The sequence below is a fragment of the Brevibacterium moorei genome, from assembly GCF_024580735.1.
In the GTDB taxonomy this organism is placed as follows: Bacteria; Actinomycetota; Actinomycetes; order Actinomycetales; family Brevibacteriaceae; genus Brevibacterium; species Brevibacterium moorei.
On the sequence record NZ_JANIJX010000016.1, the window covers coordinates 1 to 14,878 of the forward strand.

Sequence of the window (14,878 nt, forward strand, 5' to 3'; positions counted from 1 at the left end):
CCCATGGAACGGCCCGACCACCGCGGCGACACGCGCAGGCACATCACACCCGAACAGTACAATCACCTACAACATGAGACAACGACGCCGCGATCAAGCACAAACCCCAACCCGTGAAAAATCGAGGCTAGGTGTAGACAGCGAGTTGTGCCGACTCCTTGAGAATATATTGTCAGGCATTGGTCAAGAGGTTATCGCGGTTGGCGGCGATCTTGATACGACAGATGTTGACTCCCAAGTGGTTTTGATCCAGAAAGATATGAATTCACGGCCTGATTGGCTCGGTGTTGCACCCCGCGAGCAGGAAGCAATCGAAGCTGTTGCTGAAACTCTCACCGGGGCTGCTATTGCTCTACGCAAAGAAATGGTGGATTGGAAGAATGAGCCGAGTCCTGATGCTTCTTTGGAAGCTGAAGCTGAATACATCCAATCCTGGCTTGACGAAGCAGACCGGCTAGATGAAATTGCAAACAGACTTGAAGGAGATTTATCATGACCTACAAAATTGGATATGCTCGCGTAAGCACCAAAGGACAGTCCACGAAGGTTCAGGAAGAACAGCTCTGTAAGGCTGGCTGTGACGAGGTTATTTCTGACCAGGCAGTGAGCGGTGCCAAGAACCACAAGTCACCGAAGTATCGTCACCTCTTCGAGTTGGCGCAAGAGAGGCTTGATGAGGATGAAGCTGTTGAAGTCATCGTTGTAAAGCTTGACCGCTTCGGTAGGAGCACGAAGTCAGTGTTGGACGGGTTGGAACGACTGGCTCGTATGGGAGCAAGCTTCAGGACTCTTGACGGTGGACTGAAGTACGAACTGGGGAACGCCTATGACGAGTTGGTAGTCACGATCTTTGCCGGTCTCGCTAAGTTCGAACGAGACTTGATCACTTCACGGATGAGTGAGGGTCGAGCAGCAAAGGTTGAGAAAGGTCTACGGCTTGGGCCGAAGCCTCAGTTGAGCAACCGGCAGGTCAAGGCGATTCGGGATGACTACAAGGACGGGGCTACAGACCGGAGGATCGCTAAGGACTGGAAGGTGTCTCGCACTACGGTTGATCGGGTCCTTGGCATCTACGGCTAGGAGAACAAGCCTTATGTAACGATTGAACAGTGGGAAGCAGCCAAGAAAAAGGCTGATAGCTCATGATCGGCACACTGATTGCACGTCACAAGATCTCGTTCCTGGTGCTCTTCATCGGTGGCGTTCTCTGGTGGACAACTGGTGACATTCGGTTCTTCTGGATCGCTGGTGTCGCTTGCATCGTTGGAATCGTGATGTTCAGATTCCCCCGAACGATCCTCTGGGGTCTGGTTTGTGCATATGGAGCGTTAGTGTTACCTGGAGCAGGTTGGGTCCTCGTCCTCGGAGTTATTGCCATACTGATGACGATCCCTCTGTTTCGGGGACTCACACCTGTTGGCGACTTCTCGAAACCCGCTCTGAAGTGATCCGTCAGACTACAAAAAGCCGGCCACCTCCAATCGGTGGCCGGCTCCGAGTGAGAGAAGTGGTCAGCCCTTGATCTTTGGGATCACTTGATGACTAAGATAGTTTGCCATTATCTCCTTGTCGACCGATTTTACTATATCTAGTGGGTCAGAAATATTTACTGTCGTAGTTACACTGTCATCGCCGATAACTAGTCCGTCAGTGCCGTTAATGGTGTGCGCTAGATTGTCCCAGCCCTGTTTATTTCCGAATATAATTTGAATTTCTGAGTAGTCGAGTTCGTCGCTATTTTCGGGTGTGTAGTCAACTGGCATGTTACAGCGAAGGAGTCTACCGTTGCTGCCACCTTTGCCGAAATCGTCGACTCTATTTGTCCAGTCATCCCCTTCCGGTTTGCGTGTCTGACCGAGTGCCTTAAATAGCGTTTCTGGATTTCCTGCCACCTTCATACAAGCGGCTTCAGCTTTTCCTTGGAATCGATTGAGTCGATGCTGAGTCTATCGTCAGGTTTTGCTGCACCAGTTAATGAACTACTGCCACCGCCACAAGCGGTCAAAATTCCTACGATTGCGAGCGTTGCAATGGTTCCAAGGATTGGCTTTAATACATGCATAAGAATGCACCCTTTCGGTGCGGCAACTCCAGTCAATTCTACGGGTGTTAATATTGCATGTTTTCGAGTACTTTATTCATGAAGTCAGTGTATTCGTCGTTATCGTTTTTGGGTGAGATATTCGCTGTTGGTTCGCTTCCTGTTTCACTTTCGGAGCTACCTCTGGTCGTAATCGTGTACCAACTAACTCCCATCCGCTTATTGTAATCGGAGATGGTGTCACCCTCATTTGAAGTTCCGCCTGCGCTTTTGTAATTTATTTTCATTACAAATACGAACTTTCCGTATTTGTCTTTTTTGAATGGTATGGAGCACGAGAGACTCGCGCCATCTTCTTCGTAAGATTGCCTGGAGTCCTCGCTTTTCCCTGCTTTGTCATCGTATTCTGCGTTCCAGGCACCATTAGCCGGCGCCGCGACTGCATCTTTATCAGGTTCTTTTGTAGACGGTGCGCTCTTGAGGTCGAACTTCTTGGCGAAGTCAGTTGATTTGCCGAGGTAAGCCATACAAGTCTCTTCAGGGTGTCTGCCCGCAAGAAGTAGGTGCTTTGGGTCGTTCGGATCGCTTGAGTATGTACTCTTCGGTTGGTTTGCTTCCTTCGCTGAGTCGCCATTAGTTCCATCCGCTGCCTTGTCAGATCCTCCGCCACCACAAGCAGTGAGGCTTCCGACGAGTGCGAGCGTTGCGAGGGTTCCGAGGATCGGCTTGATTGTGCGCATAGAGTTACTGCCTTTCAGTAGCTTTGGGGAAGGGTCACCAGAGGACTTGCTTAGCCTTGGAGAGGAACAAGCCATGCTTAGAGTGGATGCTCCAGCAAGTGAGTCCCTTCTTTGCACTTGAACAGGCGTAGTCACCGATGGTCGCTGAAGTGCCGTGTGCAAGCGTTACTGGCTGTTGTGCTGCAGGGCCGTCATCGCGGTTCGGTTTGAACGCCTTGCCAGTGGGGTTGAGATCTATTCGAACCTGGGGGTTGATCATGCTGCAATCCAGAACTTCAGCTGAAGCACTGCACCAGATGTTCTTGGTCGGAGTCATGATGAGACTCTCAGTGGGTAGCTGCTTCGCTCCCTTTGGTCTTGTCACGCAACCTTCCGGCGCTGCTCCCTCCGGTAACTTGGGATTTCCAGCGCATGAGTTCCCTGCGGCCTTCGGGGAATCGCTTGGTTCCTGGATACCAGCGTTCGGACTACCTGAAGGCTTTTCTTTCCCGAAGTCCGACCAGGGGAGCGTCACATCCCCAATCCCGCAGGCGTCGAATGAGTGCGCTCCGGCCGACCATGTGGCATTGAAGCCACTATCCGTGGGGCTGAATGCTTCGAAGCCGTTGGCCGAGGCTGGATCTTCATCGTAGTTTTCCAAGCACTTGCCCTTCTTGATAGCTGAGGCAAGGTCAGGGTCACTGGTGTTGATGAAGTCGCTCGGCTGGGCTGGCTTCCCGGTTCGGAGGTTCACGGTAAGTGACTTGACCGTGGTCTCGGGATGGGCGCCGAATGGTGTGATCCCCAGCTCGTACGAGACAGTGGCGTAGTCCTTGTAGATCTGAGCGTCATGCTGTTTGAACCGAGCATGAGTGATGCACTTGCCCTTGGTGTGCTCGTCACATTGCTCCTCTGAGCCGCCCGAGATACCGCTTTCGATACTGATGGAGTTCTTCTTCAACTCCTTCATGAGGTCAGCTTTGAAAGCCTTGGTGTAGCCGTCAGCTATGGATGACTCAACGCCCGTAACCTTCGGCACCTGGGCATCTACCGTCACTGTGGACTTGTCGCCGTATTTCAGCGTCTCGGACTGCATCGTGAGCTTGGGGTTGAACTCAGCTGTTGGGCTAGCACCTGGTGTCTTGGCCGTGGAGCCTCCACCCGATCCGCCACATGCAGTGAGCGCGAGTGCAAGACAGACACTGGCTATGGCTGCAAGTGTCGTCATTGTTGTTCTGGTCGTGAGTCTCATGCTTGAGCCAGCACCACCTGGTGTTCGTTCAAGTCGATGACCTGATGGTTCGGGAGTGCATGAGCGAGATTCTGGTGAAGCATCGGAAGAGCTTCACGCTGGAGAACGTAGGGGAGCGCCACAATATACGTTGGCTTGTGAAGTGCCCCCGTCCATGTGAGCTGTACTGCTTCAGGAGCTGCATTCATTGCTCGCGCTACTCCGGTCTGCACTGCGCTGCCGCCTTGCTGGATCTTCTTGATGTCCGAGACGGAGAGCCCACCTACTACAAACGAAACCACGATCACGAGTAGATCGAGGAAGAACAGTCCGCCAGGGCTCTTCACGATGAAGAAAGTCGGGATCATCAGCAAGACAAGCACGACCCAACCAACGATGCACGGGATGCTAGTCCGGAAGGATGCGATGAGATGGAGGGGGAATTTGAAGACTGAGAACGGGGCCTTAGTGAGAAACTTGGCTCCGGCAATCACAATGACCAGGCTCATGACAATGCCCCATGGAGACGTTGCCATGTTCTTCTCGGTGTCGCCATCGCTACCCATGAGTTGCATCAGGCTGGTCAAGAGGATCATGAAGAATGCTGCAACGATGGTGAAGGCGGCTGCTACTGCCTTGCGGCTGGTACTTCTGGGGTCTGCAAAGAATGAGCCGACTGCATAGCCTGTGGCTGCTCCTTTGGCTACCTCTCCGAACATGCCCATGTGGGTTCGTCCTTCCTGGTTCGCAACAGTCCAGGGCGTACGGAGACACACCTGTCTGAGGTCAGTACGTAAAGGGGTTCGAGATTCACCGTATGTGGCACTAGACGCGCTCAACTGCAGGAGCACGCATCCCGAACAAACCCGAACAAGCCCGACCGCGGTATGCACTCCCGAACACGCCCGTTATGATCGTTGCCAACACAGGTGAGAGACAGGAGACGTTGATGACAGCCGAGGGGTTGGAACACTCGGAAGACGAGAGCTACGACAAGATAGCTCATGACCTTCAACAGCTTCGGGTCACCGCTGGAGACGTTCCCTACGCTGAGATCGTCCGTCGAATCGGTAAGCAACGTGAAGCCCGAGGCGTCAGTCCTGCCTCCTCTCGCCCTGGCCGCACCACTGTCTATGACGCCTTCCGCGAGGGGCGTTCTCGAATCAATACGAACTTGGTTTGCGAGATTGTGGAAGCCCTCGGAGCCACTGAAGCAGAGGTAGCAACCTGGCGGACTCGATGCAATGAAGCTCGGGCGCTATCCGTAAGGGTGAAGTCGGCTCCTACACCAGAATCTGTAACTCAACCGGAACCAAAGATCACGGAGGAAACACCAAAACCAGCATGGCCGAGTTTGCATCCAGTTGCCGTTCGTGCGCTGTTAGTTGCACTGTGTTTGGGGATTAACTTTGTGGGCTATACGGCGATCGCTTTCCTGCACTTACCGCTCTATCTAGACATGATCGGCACTGGTCTTGCTGCGATTGCACTGGGGCCTTGGTATGGCGTTTTCGTCGGTGCTGCCACAAGCGTGTTCGGATATTCGATCCACGGCTCGATGGTGATCCCACTTGTCGTGGTTAGCTCTATAGGCGCTCTCGTCTGGGGTTACGGAGTTCGGAAACTTGGATTCGGACGTTCCTTCAGTCGCTACTTCTCACTCAATGTAGCTGTAGCTGTGGCCTGTTCCCTGATTGCGACCCCTATACTCGTTCTCTTTTTCAACGGTGGCACTGGACATAATGGCGACTCTATTGTTCATACGTTCACGAGCTTGGGAGAGCCTGAACTTCTGTCCGTCTTCCAGGCGAATCTGATCCTGTCGGTAGTGGACAAGCTATTGTCTGGCTTCATCATCCTGATGCTGCTCAACGCCATTGGATCGAAACTCCATGTCAAAGGCCTTGGAACGCACGACAAGCCATTCTTCTACTTACGCCTCAGCAACTATGCACCGGTGGGGTCGAGTTGTCAGTCTCATGCACTTTCATGACGGTACCTGCAAAGTGGGTGGGTCATGGGTGAGACGTCAGCTACAGCGGTCTAAGAGATCAACTCAATGGTCATGCACAATCGCCCGACTCGGCTTGACTCTCCGCGAGACTGCACGCTACGTTGGCCGCAGTATCTTGGAGGATTTCATAAGGCTTGCAGGCCGTTACTGCAACTTTGGGATGTTTAGTGAGACGTACCTCGAGTTGCAGGTGTCTAGCAATTTTTCACGAATTTTGATGAACGAATGTGAGACCGTGGTGGGGCATGACTTTCGGGGTGACGTGGAATCACCATTCGCGAAGTCCGTTGCTATAGTTGCTGAAGCTTCGAGGGGGTTCAAATCCCCTATCCTCCGCGTTGAGGTTGAAGCCCGGAATCACTGAGATTCCGGGCTTTTCCCTTGTCTAGACTGGGGGAGCGGACCCTTGACAACGATGCACGTTTGCTTGACCGGCCGACGTCTCTCGCCTGAAGTTAAGGGCACTACGACAGGCTCGCTTCTCTAAATGAGACGCGGGTCTGTTCTCTTTTGGCCGATAGCCTCTGCTAGAACGTGTTGCATCAGTACCGGCTCGCCTCTTCGAAGTCAGGGGCGGTCTTCTTTTTCAACGACGTCTGTGCTAGTTTCGGGATAACAAGACCGGTTCCGCTGCCCGCTTCGGTGGGAGTCCAGGGCCGGTCCTCGTTTTTCTTCCAAAGTGGTGACGATGACGGACGCCAAGCAGTTCAAGACATATACGCAGCAGATTGCACTTCTTGAACAGCGCGGCATGACCGTCGAAGACCCGCCATCTGCTGTAGCGTTGTTGCGTCAGCTGAACTACTACCGTCTTTCCGGCTACTGGCATCCCATGCGGCGCTTCGATTCTGGAACTGGGCAGAGCCTCGACGTGTTTCGGCCGGGTGCGTCATTTGAGCTTGTCCACCAGTTGTACTTGTTCGACGAGCAACTCCGAAATGTCGTTTCTGGTGAACTCGCATGAATCGAACTGGCCGTTCGTGCGCTACTCGGGCATGCACTGGGTGCGATAGATCCCTTCTTCCACTTGAAACCAGAACTGCTTGGAGCCTCTGCTCGCCAGATCGTCTCGAAGCGGGGAGATACTCGCTACGAGGTTTGGCTGAAGAAATACGAAGCAGCGCTGAGAGCATCGCGTGAAGATTTCGTTGCGCACCATAAGAAGAAGTATGGTGACAAACTCCCGATCTGGGCGGCTGTCGAGGTGATGGACTGGGGCACCCTTTCACACCTCTACGGTATGGCGCCCGGGTGTGCACGCAACCCGGTCGCTGACGCGTGCGGGCTGAGAGCACCGCAACTTGAGTCATGGTTGAAGTCACTGAACATTTTGAGGAACTACGCTGCGCACCATGCGCGGCTGTTCAACCGTGTCTTCGACATCAAACCGAGATTCAGCAGCGATCCACGGCTGGCTGTGGCGAAGGGTAGCGAGAATCGCGTTTTCACGCAGCTCACCTTGATTCAGTACCTGCACCATGAGTTGAAGCTGTCGGCCGCCACCTCGTTACCGGCCTTGTTGACGACGTATCCAGAGAACGGGGTCGTTCCGTTCAAACGAATCGGGGCGCCCGAAGGATGGCAGCAGTCTGCCCTTTGGGCGGCGCGCTGACGCTGAACAGATGTGTGGGGAATGTGTGGGTATGGCACATTTTGGTGCTTGCCAAGCCCTGCTTCCCCAGTAACGGCGCGGATCTCACCAACAGAACCCTGGGGTTCAAATCCCTTATCCTCCGCCGAATGGGAAGCCTCTTGCCTTCACGGCCACGACCGGGAAGCGGAATGTGTGGATCGGCTCGTCAGTCCCTGCGCTTCGCCCGGGAGGAGAGAATCCAGACGAGTCCCAAAATGGCCGAGGCCACTCCGACGGCCACGAGGACCAGCCACGAGTACGTGTTCATGAAGTTGCTCGGATTCACCACGGTGTTCCGATCCGGATTGGCGGGATCGTAGTAGACGGTCATCTGCACGCCTGCGGTGTGGTCGTTGCCGCATTGCCCACTGTCGGAGCCCGAGCCCCTGACCTTGGCATCTTCGTCACCCCGGCTGCCGGCGCGCTCCGGGATGAACTGGTAGGTGAAGTTGCACGTGTAACGGGTGTCGCACTTGGAATGGCCGCTGCCGCTACAGCTCGATTCCCGATCCTCGGAGGCGCCGGGGGAAAGCGTCGCAGTGCCGGTTTCCGTCATGTGCGCTCGGGCATCGACGCCGGTGTGGTGAACATACAGCCCGAACACGATCGCCACGACCGCGACCACCAGGGCTACGATCCCGTTGAACCGGTCTTTGCTGCGGGCCCGGGCCGCCATCTGTTCTGAGAAATCAAAATTGGGCGGCACAGGCACTTCCACGTGTGAAATCCGGGAACCTTGTCGGAAACATCATGAGCGAAACATATCAAAGTTCTCGATCCGTGTACGGGCGGCCTGCACGGGATGTGTCTGCACATGCCGGAGGGCCTCCCCTCCGGCATGTGCAGAAGCCCCGGACCCGGACACCGGAGCGCGTTACTTCTCCAAGGCCCCGTCCTCTGTCCGGGTGGTGGCCTTGTCCGCAGAGATGGTCGCGTCCTCGGCCGCAGCGGATCCGGGATCGGCCGGCACGGTCGGCGGGGTGACGACCGACTTGACCGCGTACGCGTGCGAATAGCCCAGGAACGACATGTGGCTTTCGTAGCGGTCCAACACATCGTCGATGATCTGCTGCCGGCCCAGGCCCATCAGGTCGTAGCCCTCGGAACCGGTCTGGGTGAACACCTCCAAGCGGTAGTAGACGTCGTCACCGCGGGGAGCATTGCGTGCGCCGAACGCCGGCGTATGCGCTTCGACCGGGGCGACGCGGTAGCTGAAATCGCGGTGCTCGCCCATATCAACCGACAGTGTGTCCGTTGCGATGCCGGACTCCTGGTCGATCCCCTGCTCCAGATTCGTCGTGTAGCCCAGCCGGCGGAATTCGGCGGCGACTGATTGCAGTGCCGGCTGCACGACCTCGGCGACGAATTTCCGGACCTCGCGTTCCGATGGATGCGACCGGAACCGGGCCAACCGTTGTCGCCAGGTCTTCTCCGGCGTGGGTCCGCCGTCGGTGGCGATCGCGTGGTGCCGTCGGGTCCGGCCCTCGCGTTCGGCGTTCTCCATGCGCAGGACCTTGGAGAACGAGGCCATGACGAGATAGGCGATCACCGTCACCGGCAGCGCGAAGATGAGCGTCGCGTACTCCATCGTCGTCACTCCGCCGGCCACGAGCATGGCGATGGTCAGGACCGCGGTGAGCAGCGCCCAGAAGATGCGCAGCCACTTCTTGCCGTCATCGGCGGGATTGGGGATGGAGGAGCTGAAGTTCGACATCACCATGGCACCCGAATTGGCGCTCGTCAGGTAGAACAACAGGCCGGACAGCGTGGCCAGGCCGATCAGGAACGGAGCACCCGGGAACGTCTCCAACAGCGCGTACCACCCACGTTCCGGGGAATCGATGGCAAGTCCGGCGAAGCCCTTGTCGCCGTCGAACACCTTGGACAGGGCCGAGTTGCCGAAGATCGACACGATGATGAAGTCGCACAGGACCGGGGCGGTGATGGCTGCGATCACGAATTCGCGCAGGGTCCGGCCGCGGGAGATCCGGGCCAGGAAGAGACCCACGAACGGCCCCCAGGCCAGCCAGAACGCCCAGAAGAACAGGGTCCACGCGCCCATCCACTCCGAGCCGTTGCCCACATAGGCCAGGGTCGACAGAGTGCGTTCCGGCAGGGTGAAGACGAATCGGCCCACGTTCTCGACGAAGGCATTGAGCAGGAATGCCGTCTTGCCGGTGACCAGGATGTAGAGCATCATCGCCGCACAGGCCCAGAGGTTGAGCTCGGAGACCAAGCGGATGCCCTTGTCCACGCCGGAGGTGCAGGCGGCCACGGTCATCACCACCGCCACGATGACCAATGCGATCTGCAGCGCCAGGCCCTCCGGCAGGCCGAACAGGAAGGAGAAGCCCACGTTGAGCAGGACCACGCCGATGCCCATGGAGGTGGCCACGCCGAAGACGGTTCCGATCAGTGTGACGATGTCGATCGCATCGCCTGCGGCTCCGCGCACTCGCTTGCCCAACAACGGGTACAGCACGGCGCGGATGGACAGCGGCATGCCCCAGCGGTACGCGAAGTAGCCCATGGCCATGCCCAGCAGGGAGTACATGGACCAACCGGCGATGCCGTAGTGGAACATGGTCCACACCACGGCGTCCTGTGCGGCGGCCGCGGATTCCGGAGTGGCTCCGGCCGGCTGCATGTACTGGCTGATGGGTCCTGAGACGGAGAAGAACAGCATGTCGATGCCGACGCCCGCGGAGAACAGCATCGCTACCCAGGTGAAGAGTTTGTACTGGGGCCTCGAGTGGTCCGGCCCCAACCGCAGACTGCCGGATTTGGACAGGGCGACCCACAGGACGAAGCCGATGACGACGGTGACGGTGAGGACGTAATACCAGCCGAGGTTCTGGGCGATCCAGTCGACAACCGACTTCATTGTCGTTTGCGCACTGTTCGGCACTGCGAATGCCCAGATGGAGAATGCCACGATGACGGCGGATGAGATGAGGAAGACTTTCCAATTCACACGCGAGCCACCGCTCGCCGGATCGGGGGCTAGATCCGCGGGCCCGCGCTTCATTTCAGTGCTGGAGATGGGAGGGCGCATCTTGGTGTCAGCGTCTTTGCTGCGCCTGCTGCTCCGTGCGGTTCCGCCGAACTGCTGGCGTTCCACTAATGGTTCCGTTGGTTTCTGAGGATTCGGGTCTTTCACGCAGTGCCTTCGGTAGGGGACAATGTACCTTGAGGCCTTTCTCAGGAAAGGACACCAAGTTAGCTTATATGCTCAGGGTTTTCCCCGGTTTGTCAGCCTTGCCTTCAAGGAGGCTTGAGGGTAAGTCCGGGCGGGACATCCGAGGGTATTCGCCATATGCTGGCGGCTTCGGAATCTTAAGCTGCGCTGCGGGAATCGGAGACGGCCCGAAGTACCGCGGCTGCCTCGGTGGCATCGTCGATGGTAACCACGATGCGGCTGCCGGTGTGCCGCACGACCTCCAAGCCCGGACCCTTGCGCAGCACGAACCCCATCGCGCGTCCGGCGCCGAATCTCCAGCCCCAGCCGCCGAATTGGGCGAACGGATCCACCTCGACGACGCGCACCTCGGCGACCTTTTCAGGGGGAATGTGGACTCGGGGGATACCGATGAGAGATCGCACGGTGATGCCGCCTCGCCCGATCACCACGCGGAACGTCAGACAGCTGGCACTGGCCAGAATCACGATTAAGAGGGTCGGACCGGTGATCCACAGGGTGGAGCGATCGACGACGATCCCATATACGGATGCCCCTGCGGCCAGCAGGGCCCCCAGCCCCAGGATGATGAGGGGGCCTTTGCCCATCCGCGCCGTGCCGGTCCACATCACGCGCTCGCCCGAGGCCAAAGGGAAAGAGTGCTCATTCGGGCTGGCCACCCCGCTTGCAGCTCTGTCGCCGTTCGCTCTCTGCTCAGAGGCACCCTTGGCGGTGGTCCGTAGAACCAGCCAGACGGCGATGCCCAGCAGGGCCGCTACCCCGGTGGCGACGAGGATCGACGGGTCCACGGACCCCGCCTGGCGGGCATCGGCCAGCCCACGTTGCATGGCCACGCTCCAGCACATGGTGGTGCTCATGAACGCGGCCATGGCCAGGTTGAATGCCGACAACCAGGTTCCTGTCTGCGAGCCGGGGGATCTGCGCTCAGCCCCGTAAGCGACTGCGCCCATCACCACTGCCATGCCACCGCCGATAGCCAAGAGTACGGCTAAGTACGTTGAAGGTGGCCCAAACCCATCTGGTTCGGGGCCGTTGCTCCAATGGGTGGCTGCCGGGTTGGGCAGTTCGGGCAACCACAACCAGATCATGAAGGCACCCACCGCGATCAGTAGGACCGGCAGGATGAGTCCAATCCACAGGACGACGATGCGCTGTCGTCGAACTGCGGGGGCGGTTGATGCAGGCCGATTCGAATCGGGTCGGTTCCCGCTGAGCAGAGTCATGATCGGTTCTCCTCCTGTGTTCCCGTAATGAGTGCCGCCAGGGTTTCGCGGGAGATCCCGAGGGACTTCGCGCGGGCCACCAGATCGCTCACGTCCATTGACAGTTCCACCAGGGGCGCCGCCTGTGGGGTGACTATGGCACCGCGGGCGCGCCGGAGCTCCAAGAGCCCCTCATCTCGCAATTGCTGGTAGGCGCGCAAGACGGTATGGACATTGACGTTGAGAGCTTGGGCCGTTTCCCGGGCACTGGGCAGTCTGTCGCCCGGGGTCAGGGACCCGCCGACGATATCCGCGCGAACGGAATCGGCGATCTGATTGTGCAGTGATCGGGCGTCGCCCACGTCTACCCGGATGAGCATGGGGCCTCCTCATTGATTAGCCGGTGTGTGCTCCCCACCGAAATGAATCTTTGTTCTAGTGTAACTAGAACAATCAATGTTGCACCGGATACCGGCGCGGCCGTGTGAGCAGATCATGCGCACAGGGTTTGATCAGGCCGGGTTCTTAGGGTGTGCGCATGTCGAAACTCGCAGCATCGCCATTGGACCCACGTGCCCGTGCCGTGGCAGACAGACTCCACGCCCGCAGCCGCCGACAGCTCGGCACGTCCTTGCTTCCACAGCTGGTGAGCAGTGTGCGCAGCAGGATCAAGAACGGCTCATGGGACAACACACAGACGGATGACGGCAAGCGGTTTCTGTCCGACAAGCTCGTGGCCCTCGACCCGGAGAAGGCCGCACTGTGTTACCTCCTGTGTCGCTCGCTGGGCGCTGTGCGCGTGGTGGAGGCCGGGACCTCGTTCGGGGTATCGACGATTTATCTGGCCGCAGCGGTCCGTGACAATGCAGCGGTCCGTGACAATGCGGCAGCTTCGGGAGGTGTCTTAGGCGACGGTGTGGAGCCCCTCGTCATCGGCACCGAACACGAACCGGCCAAGGCCGCCGCGGCGCACCGCACTCTGCGGGCCGCGGGCGTGGACGGTTATGTCGACATCCTGCAGGGCGACCTGCGGGAGACCTTGCAGGACATCGCAGGGCCGATCGACTTCATGCTCGTCGACATCTGGATCCCCATGGCACGCCCGGCGCTGGAACTCGTCACGCCCCATCTTCGGCCCGGCGCCCTCGTCGTCTGCGACAACGTGCTCAGCGGGTATTCCGAGTACGCCGATTACCTGGCATTCGTGCGCGACCCGGACGGGCCGTTCACCTCGGTGACGATTCCGGGCCAGGGCGGCATGGAGGTGTCGATGCGTCGCCGGTGAAATCCACGACCCGCCCACCTTCCCGCCCTCTTCTCCGCCCTCCTTTCCGAATGAACAGGGGCCACGGCGTACAGTTGCGGCGTGAACAACGCCCAGACTCATGATCAGGCCCGCGTGGAGACTCCCCGGGCCCGCAGATTCCAAAGCCGAATCGCACTCCTGGCGGGAGCCGGGATGTTCATCGATGGATTCGACGTCTCCGTCATCGCCGTCGCCCTGCCCGGGCTGACCTCGGCCTGGCACATCACCAGCGGCCTCGTATCGGGCTTGGTGGCCAGTTCGGTGGTCGTCGGCATGTTCTTCGGAATGATGTTCGGCGGCCGGCTCGTCGACTACTTCGGGCGTCGCAAGATGTACATGTTCGACCTGGTGGGCTTCGTCGTCTTCGCGCTCGTCGCGGCAGTGACACAGGAAGCCTGGCAGCTCATCGCCGCGCGCTTCCTGCTGGGTCTGTTCATCGGCGCCGACTATCCGATCAGCTCCTCGACGACCGCCGAGTTCACCACCCCCGCACGCCGCGGCCGGCTCATCATCTTCATGTCACTGCTGTGGCAGCTGGGTGCCTTCACCGCCTACGTCACCGGCATTCTCCTGATGCCGGTGGGTGCCAATGCCTGGCGCTGGATGCTCTTCGTGGGTGCGGTATTGGCCATCATTGTGATCGTCTTCCGGCACAACATGCCGGAATCGCCGCGCTGGCTGCGCACCCAGAACCGCGATGAAGAGGCCGATGCGATCGAGCGTGAGATGTGGGAGAAGCACGACCTGGTCATCGACTCCCGCGCCATGGCCGCAGCAGAGCACAGCGCTGCCGCCGAGGCCGCACACGGTGCCGCCGGCCAGGCACGGGCCGCGGGATCCGGGCGCTGGCGCGAACTGTTCAGCGCCCGCAGCATCAGGGCGACGGTGTTCTGCTCGGTGTTCTGGTTCGCCTTCGCCGTGTCGTTCTACGGCATCCAGATGTACACCCCGACGATTCTCGATCCGTTCACGAACGGGAAGCCCGCGCTGGCCTTCCTGGGCGCTGCGCTGATCGCGGCCTTGGGCGTGCTGGGCGCCGGCATCGGTATGGTCACCGTCGAACGGTGGGGCAGGCGCCGCCAGATCATCTGGTGCTTCGTCGGCATGGCGATCGCCCTGGTGATCCTGGCGGTGTGGCAGCAGCCCACCCTGGCCCTGCTGATCGTGCTGCTGGCTGTGACGATCCTGCTGGCGAACCTGGGGCCCGGCGTGCTCAATATGGTCTACCCGAACGAAATGTTCCCCACGCGGCTGCGCGGAACCGGCGTCGGCTTCGCCGGTTCGGCCAGCCGTGTCGGTTCGATCCTGGGCGTCCTGGTGTTCCCCATCCTGGTGAGCGCCTGGGGCATGGCCAATGCCACCTGGCTGTTCGCCGCGGTCGCCATCTTCGGCTTGGTGGTCTCGATCTTCCTGGCCCCGGAGACCAAGGGCCGCAGCATGGACGAACTCGAGGACCTGGCCGGCAACGGCTGGCGGGACGAGGACGGGGCGCGTGTGTTCTACGGCCCCTACCGCACAGGGAAGAAGTGAACG

At 58.8% G+C, this 14,878-nt stretch carries 13 protein-coding genes and 1 pseudogene; 6 read left to right on the forward strand and 8 right to left on the reverse strand.

The genetic code is table 11. From position 1 onward, the window contains the following. On the forward strand, positions 1 to 496 hold a 496-nt coding region (locus NQ034_RS10995; protein ID WP_257048882.1), incomplete at its 5' end, for a hypothetical protein. Continuing rightward, complete coding sequence (locus NQ034_RS11000; RefSeq protein WP_257048884.1) at positions 493 to 1,080, forward strand: recombinase family protein; 588 nt, start codon at positions 493 to 495, stop codon at positions 1,078 to 1,080. The genes NQ034_RS10995 and NQ034_RS11000, both read left to right, overlap by 4 nt. A 431-nt stretch (positions 1,081 to 1,511) precedes the next feature. Here NQ034_RS11000 and NQ034_RS11005 read toward each other — a convergent pair whose 3' ends face one another. The 4 genes from NQ034_RS11005 to NQ034_RS11020 all read right to left on the reverse strand — a co-directional run bounded on the left by NQ034_RS11005 (position 1,512) and on the right by NQ034_RS11020 (position 4,716). Next, the gene (locus NQ034_RS11005) at positions 1,512 to 1,898 is read right to left on the reverse strand and encodes a hypothetical protein (RefSeq protein ID WP_257048885.1); all 387 of its coding nucleotides are present in this window, start codon (positions 1,896 to 1,898) and stop codon (positions 1,512 to 1,514) included. A 211-nt stretch (positions 1,899 to 2,109) separates the two neighbouring features. After that, a complete protein-coding gene (locus NQ034_RS11010) occupies positions 2,110 to 2,781 on the reverse strand; it encodes a hypothetical protein (protein ID WP_257048886.1) in 672 nt (223 codons plus the stop codon). A gap of 34 nt (positions 2,782 to 2,815) precedes the next feature. Then, complete coding sequence (locus NQ034_RS11015) at positions 2,816 to 4,012, reverse strand: hypothetical protein (RefSeq protein WP_257048888.1); 1,197 nt, start codon at positions 4,010 to 4,012, stop codon at positions 2,816 to 2,818. Next, positions 4,009 to 4,716, reverse strand: coding sequence for a hypothetical protein (locus NQ034_RS11020; protein WP_257048889.1), 708 nt, complete (start codon positions 4,714 to 4,716; stop codon positions 4,009 to 4,011). Before NQ034_RS11020 ends, NQ034_RS11015 begins: the two co-directional genes overlap by 4 nt. Positions 4,717 to 4,940: 224 nt before the next feature. On the opposite strand from NQ034_RS11020, the gene NQ034_RS11025 reads away from it, so the two are divergent. After that, entirely contained in the window at positions 4,941 to 5,984 is a 1,044-nt protein-coding gene (locus tag NQ034_RS11025; protein ID WP_257048890.1) for an ECF transporter S component, read from the forward strand. An 853-nt stretch (positions 5,985 to 6,837) separates the two neighbouring features. Then, positions 6,838 to 7,617: pseudogene (locus NQ034_RS11030) on the forward strand (Abi family protein). Between the two features lie 187 nt (positions 7,618 to 7,804). On the opposite strand, the gene NQ034_RS11035 reads toward NQ034_RS11030, so the two are convergent. The 4 genes from NQ034_RS11035 to NQ034_RS11050 form a co-directional block, all read right to left on the reverse strand. Further along, positions 7,805 to 8,344 carry a DUF3592 domain-containing protein gene (locus NQ034_RS11035; RefSeq protein ID WP_257048891.1) on the reverse strand — a complete coding sequence of 180 codons (540 nt, stop codon included), beginning with the start codon at positions 8,342 to 8,344 and terminating at the stop codon, positions 7,805 to 7,807. A gap of 168 nt (positions 8,345 to 8,512) precedes the next feature. Further along, positions 8,513 to 10,693, reverse strand: a complete 2,181-nt coding sequence (betT, locus tag NQ034_RS11040) for a choline BCCT transporter BetT (RefSeq protein ID WP_257048964.1) — start codon at positions 10,691 to 10,693, stop codon at positions 8,513 to 8,515. 281 nt (positions 10,694 to 10,974) lie between these two features. Continuing rightward, entirely contained in the window at positions 10,975 to 12,060 is a 1,086-nt protein-coding gene (locus NQ034_RS11045) for an SdpI family protein (protein ID WP_257048892.1), read from the reverse strand. After that, positions 12,057 to 12,419: a GntR family transcriptional regulator gene (locus NQ034_RS11050; RefSeq protein WP_257048893.1), complete on the reverse strand. Its 363-nt coding sequence runs from the start codon at positions 12,417 to 12,419 to the stop codon at positions 12,057 to 12,059. The genes NQ034_RS11045 and NQ034_RS11050 overlap by 4 nt, the downstream gene beginning before the upstream one ends. 158 nt (positions 12,420 to 12,577) lie before the next feature. Here NQ034_RS11050 and NQ034_RS11055 point away from each other — a divergent pair, with 158 nt between their 5' ends. After that, positions 12,578 to 13,324, forward strand: coding sequence for an O-methyltransferase (locus NQ034_RS11055; RefSeq protein WP_257048894.1), 747 nt, complete (start codon positions 12,578 to 12,580; stop codon positions 13,322 to 13,324). Positions 13,325 to 13,405: 81 nt separating this feature from the next. Beyond that, positions 13,406 to 14,875 (forward strand): MFS transporter, encoded by a 1,470-nt coding sequence (locus NQ034_RS11060; protein WP_257048895.1) that lies wholly within the window; start codon positions 13,406 to 13,408, stop codon positions 14,873 to 14,875. The last annotated feature ends 3 nt before the right edge of the window (positions 14,876 to 14,878 follow it).

What these genes read in the sequence shown, in the direction of transcription:
- NQ034_RS11000 (WP_257048884.1), top strand. Translation starts at nt 493, where the DNA reads ATGACCTACAAAATTGGATATGCTCGCGTAAGCACCAAAGGACAGTCC.
- NQ034_RS11005 (WP_257048885.1), bottom strand. Translation starts at nt 1,898, where the DNA reads ATGAAGGTGGCAGGAAATCCAGAAACGCTATTTAAGGCACTCGGTCAG.
- NQ034_RS11010 (WP_257048886.1), bottom strand. Translation starts at nt 2,781, where the DNA reads ATGCGCACAATCAAGCCGATCCTCGGAACCCTCGCAACGCTCGCACTC.
- NQ034_RS11015 (WP_257048888.1), bottom strand. Translation starts at nt 4,012, where the DNA reads ATGAGACTCACGACCAGAACAACAATGACGACACTTGCAGCCATAGCC.
- NQ034_RS11020 (WP_257048889.1), bottom strand. Translation starts at nt 4,716, where the DNA reads ATGGGCATGTTCGGAGAGGTAGCCAAAGGAGCAGCCACAGGCTATGCA.
- NQ034_RS11025 (WP_257048890.1), top strand. Translation starts at nt 4,941, where the DNA reads ATGACAGCCGAGGGGTTGGAACACTCGGAAGACGAGAGCTACGACAAG.
- betT (WP_257048964.1), bottom strand. Translation starts at nt 10,693, where the DNA reads ATGCGCCCTCCCATCTCCAGCACTGAAATGAAGCGCGGGCCCGCGGAT.
- NQ034_RS11045 (WP_257048892.1), bottom strand. Translation starts at nt 12,060, where the DNA reads ATGACTCTGCTCAGCGGGAACCGACCCGATTCGAATCGGCCTGCATCA.
- NQ034_RS11050 (WP_257048893.1), bottom strand. Translation starts at nt 12,419, where the DNA reads ATGCTCATCCGGGTAGACGTGGGCGACGCCCGATCACTGCACAATCAG.
- NQ034_RS11055 (WP_257048894.1), top strand. Translation starts at nt 12,578, where the DNA reads ATGTCGAAACTCGCAGCATCGCCATTGGACCCACGTGCCCGTGCCGTG.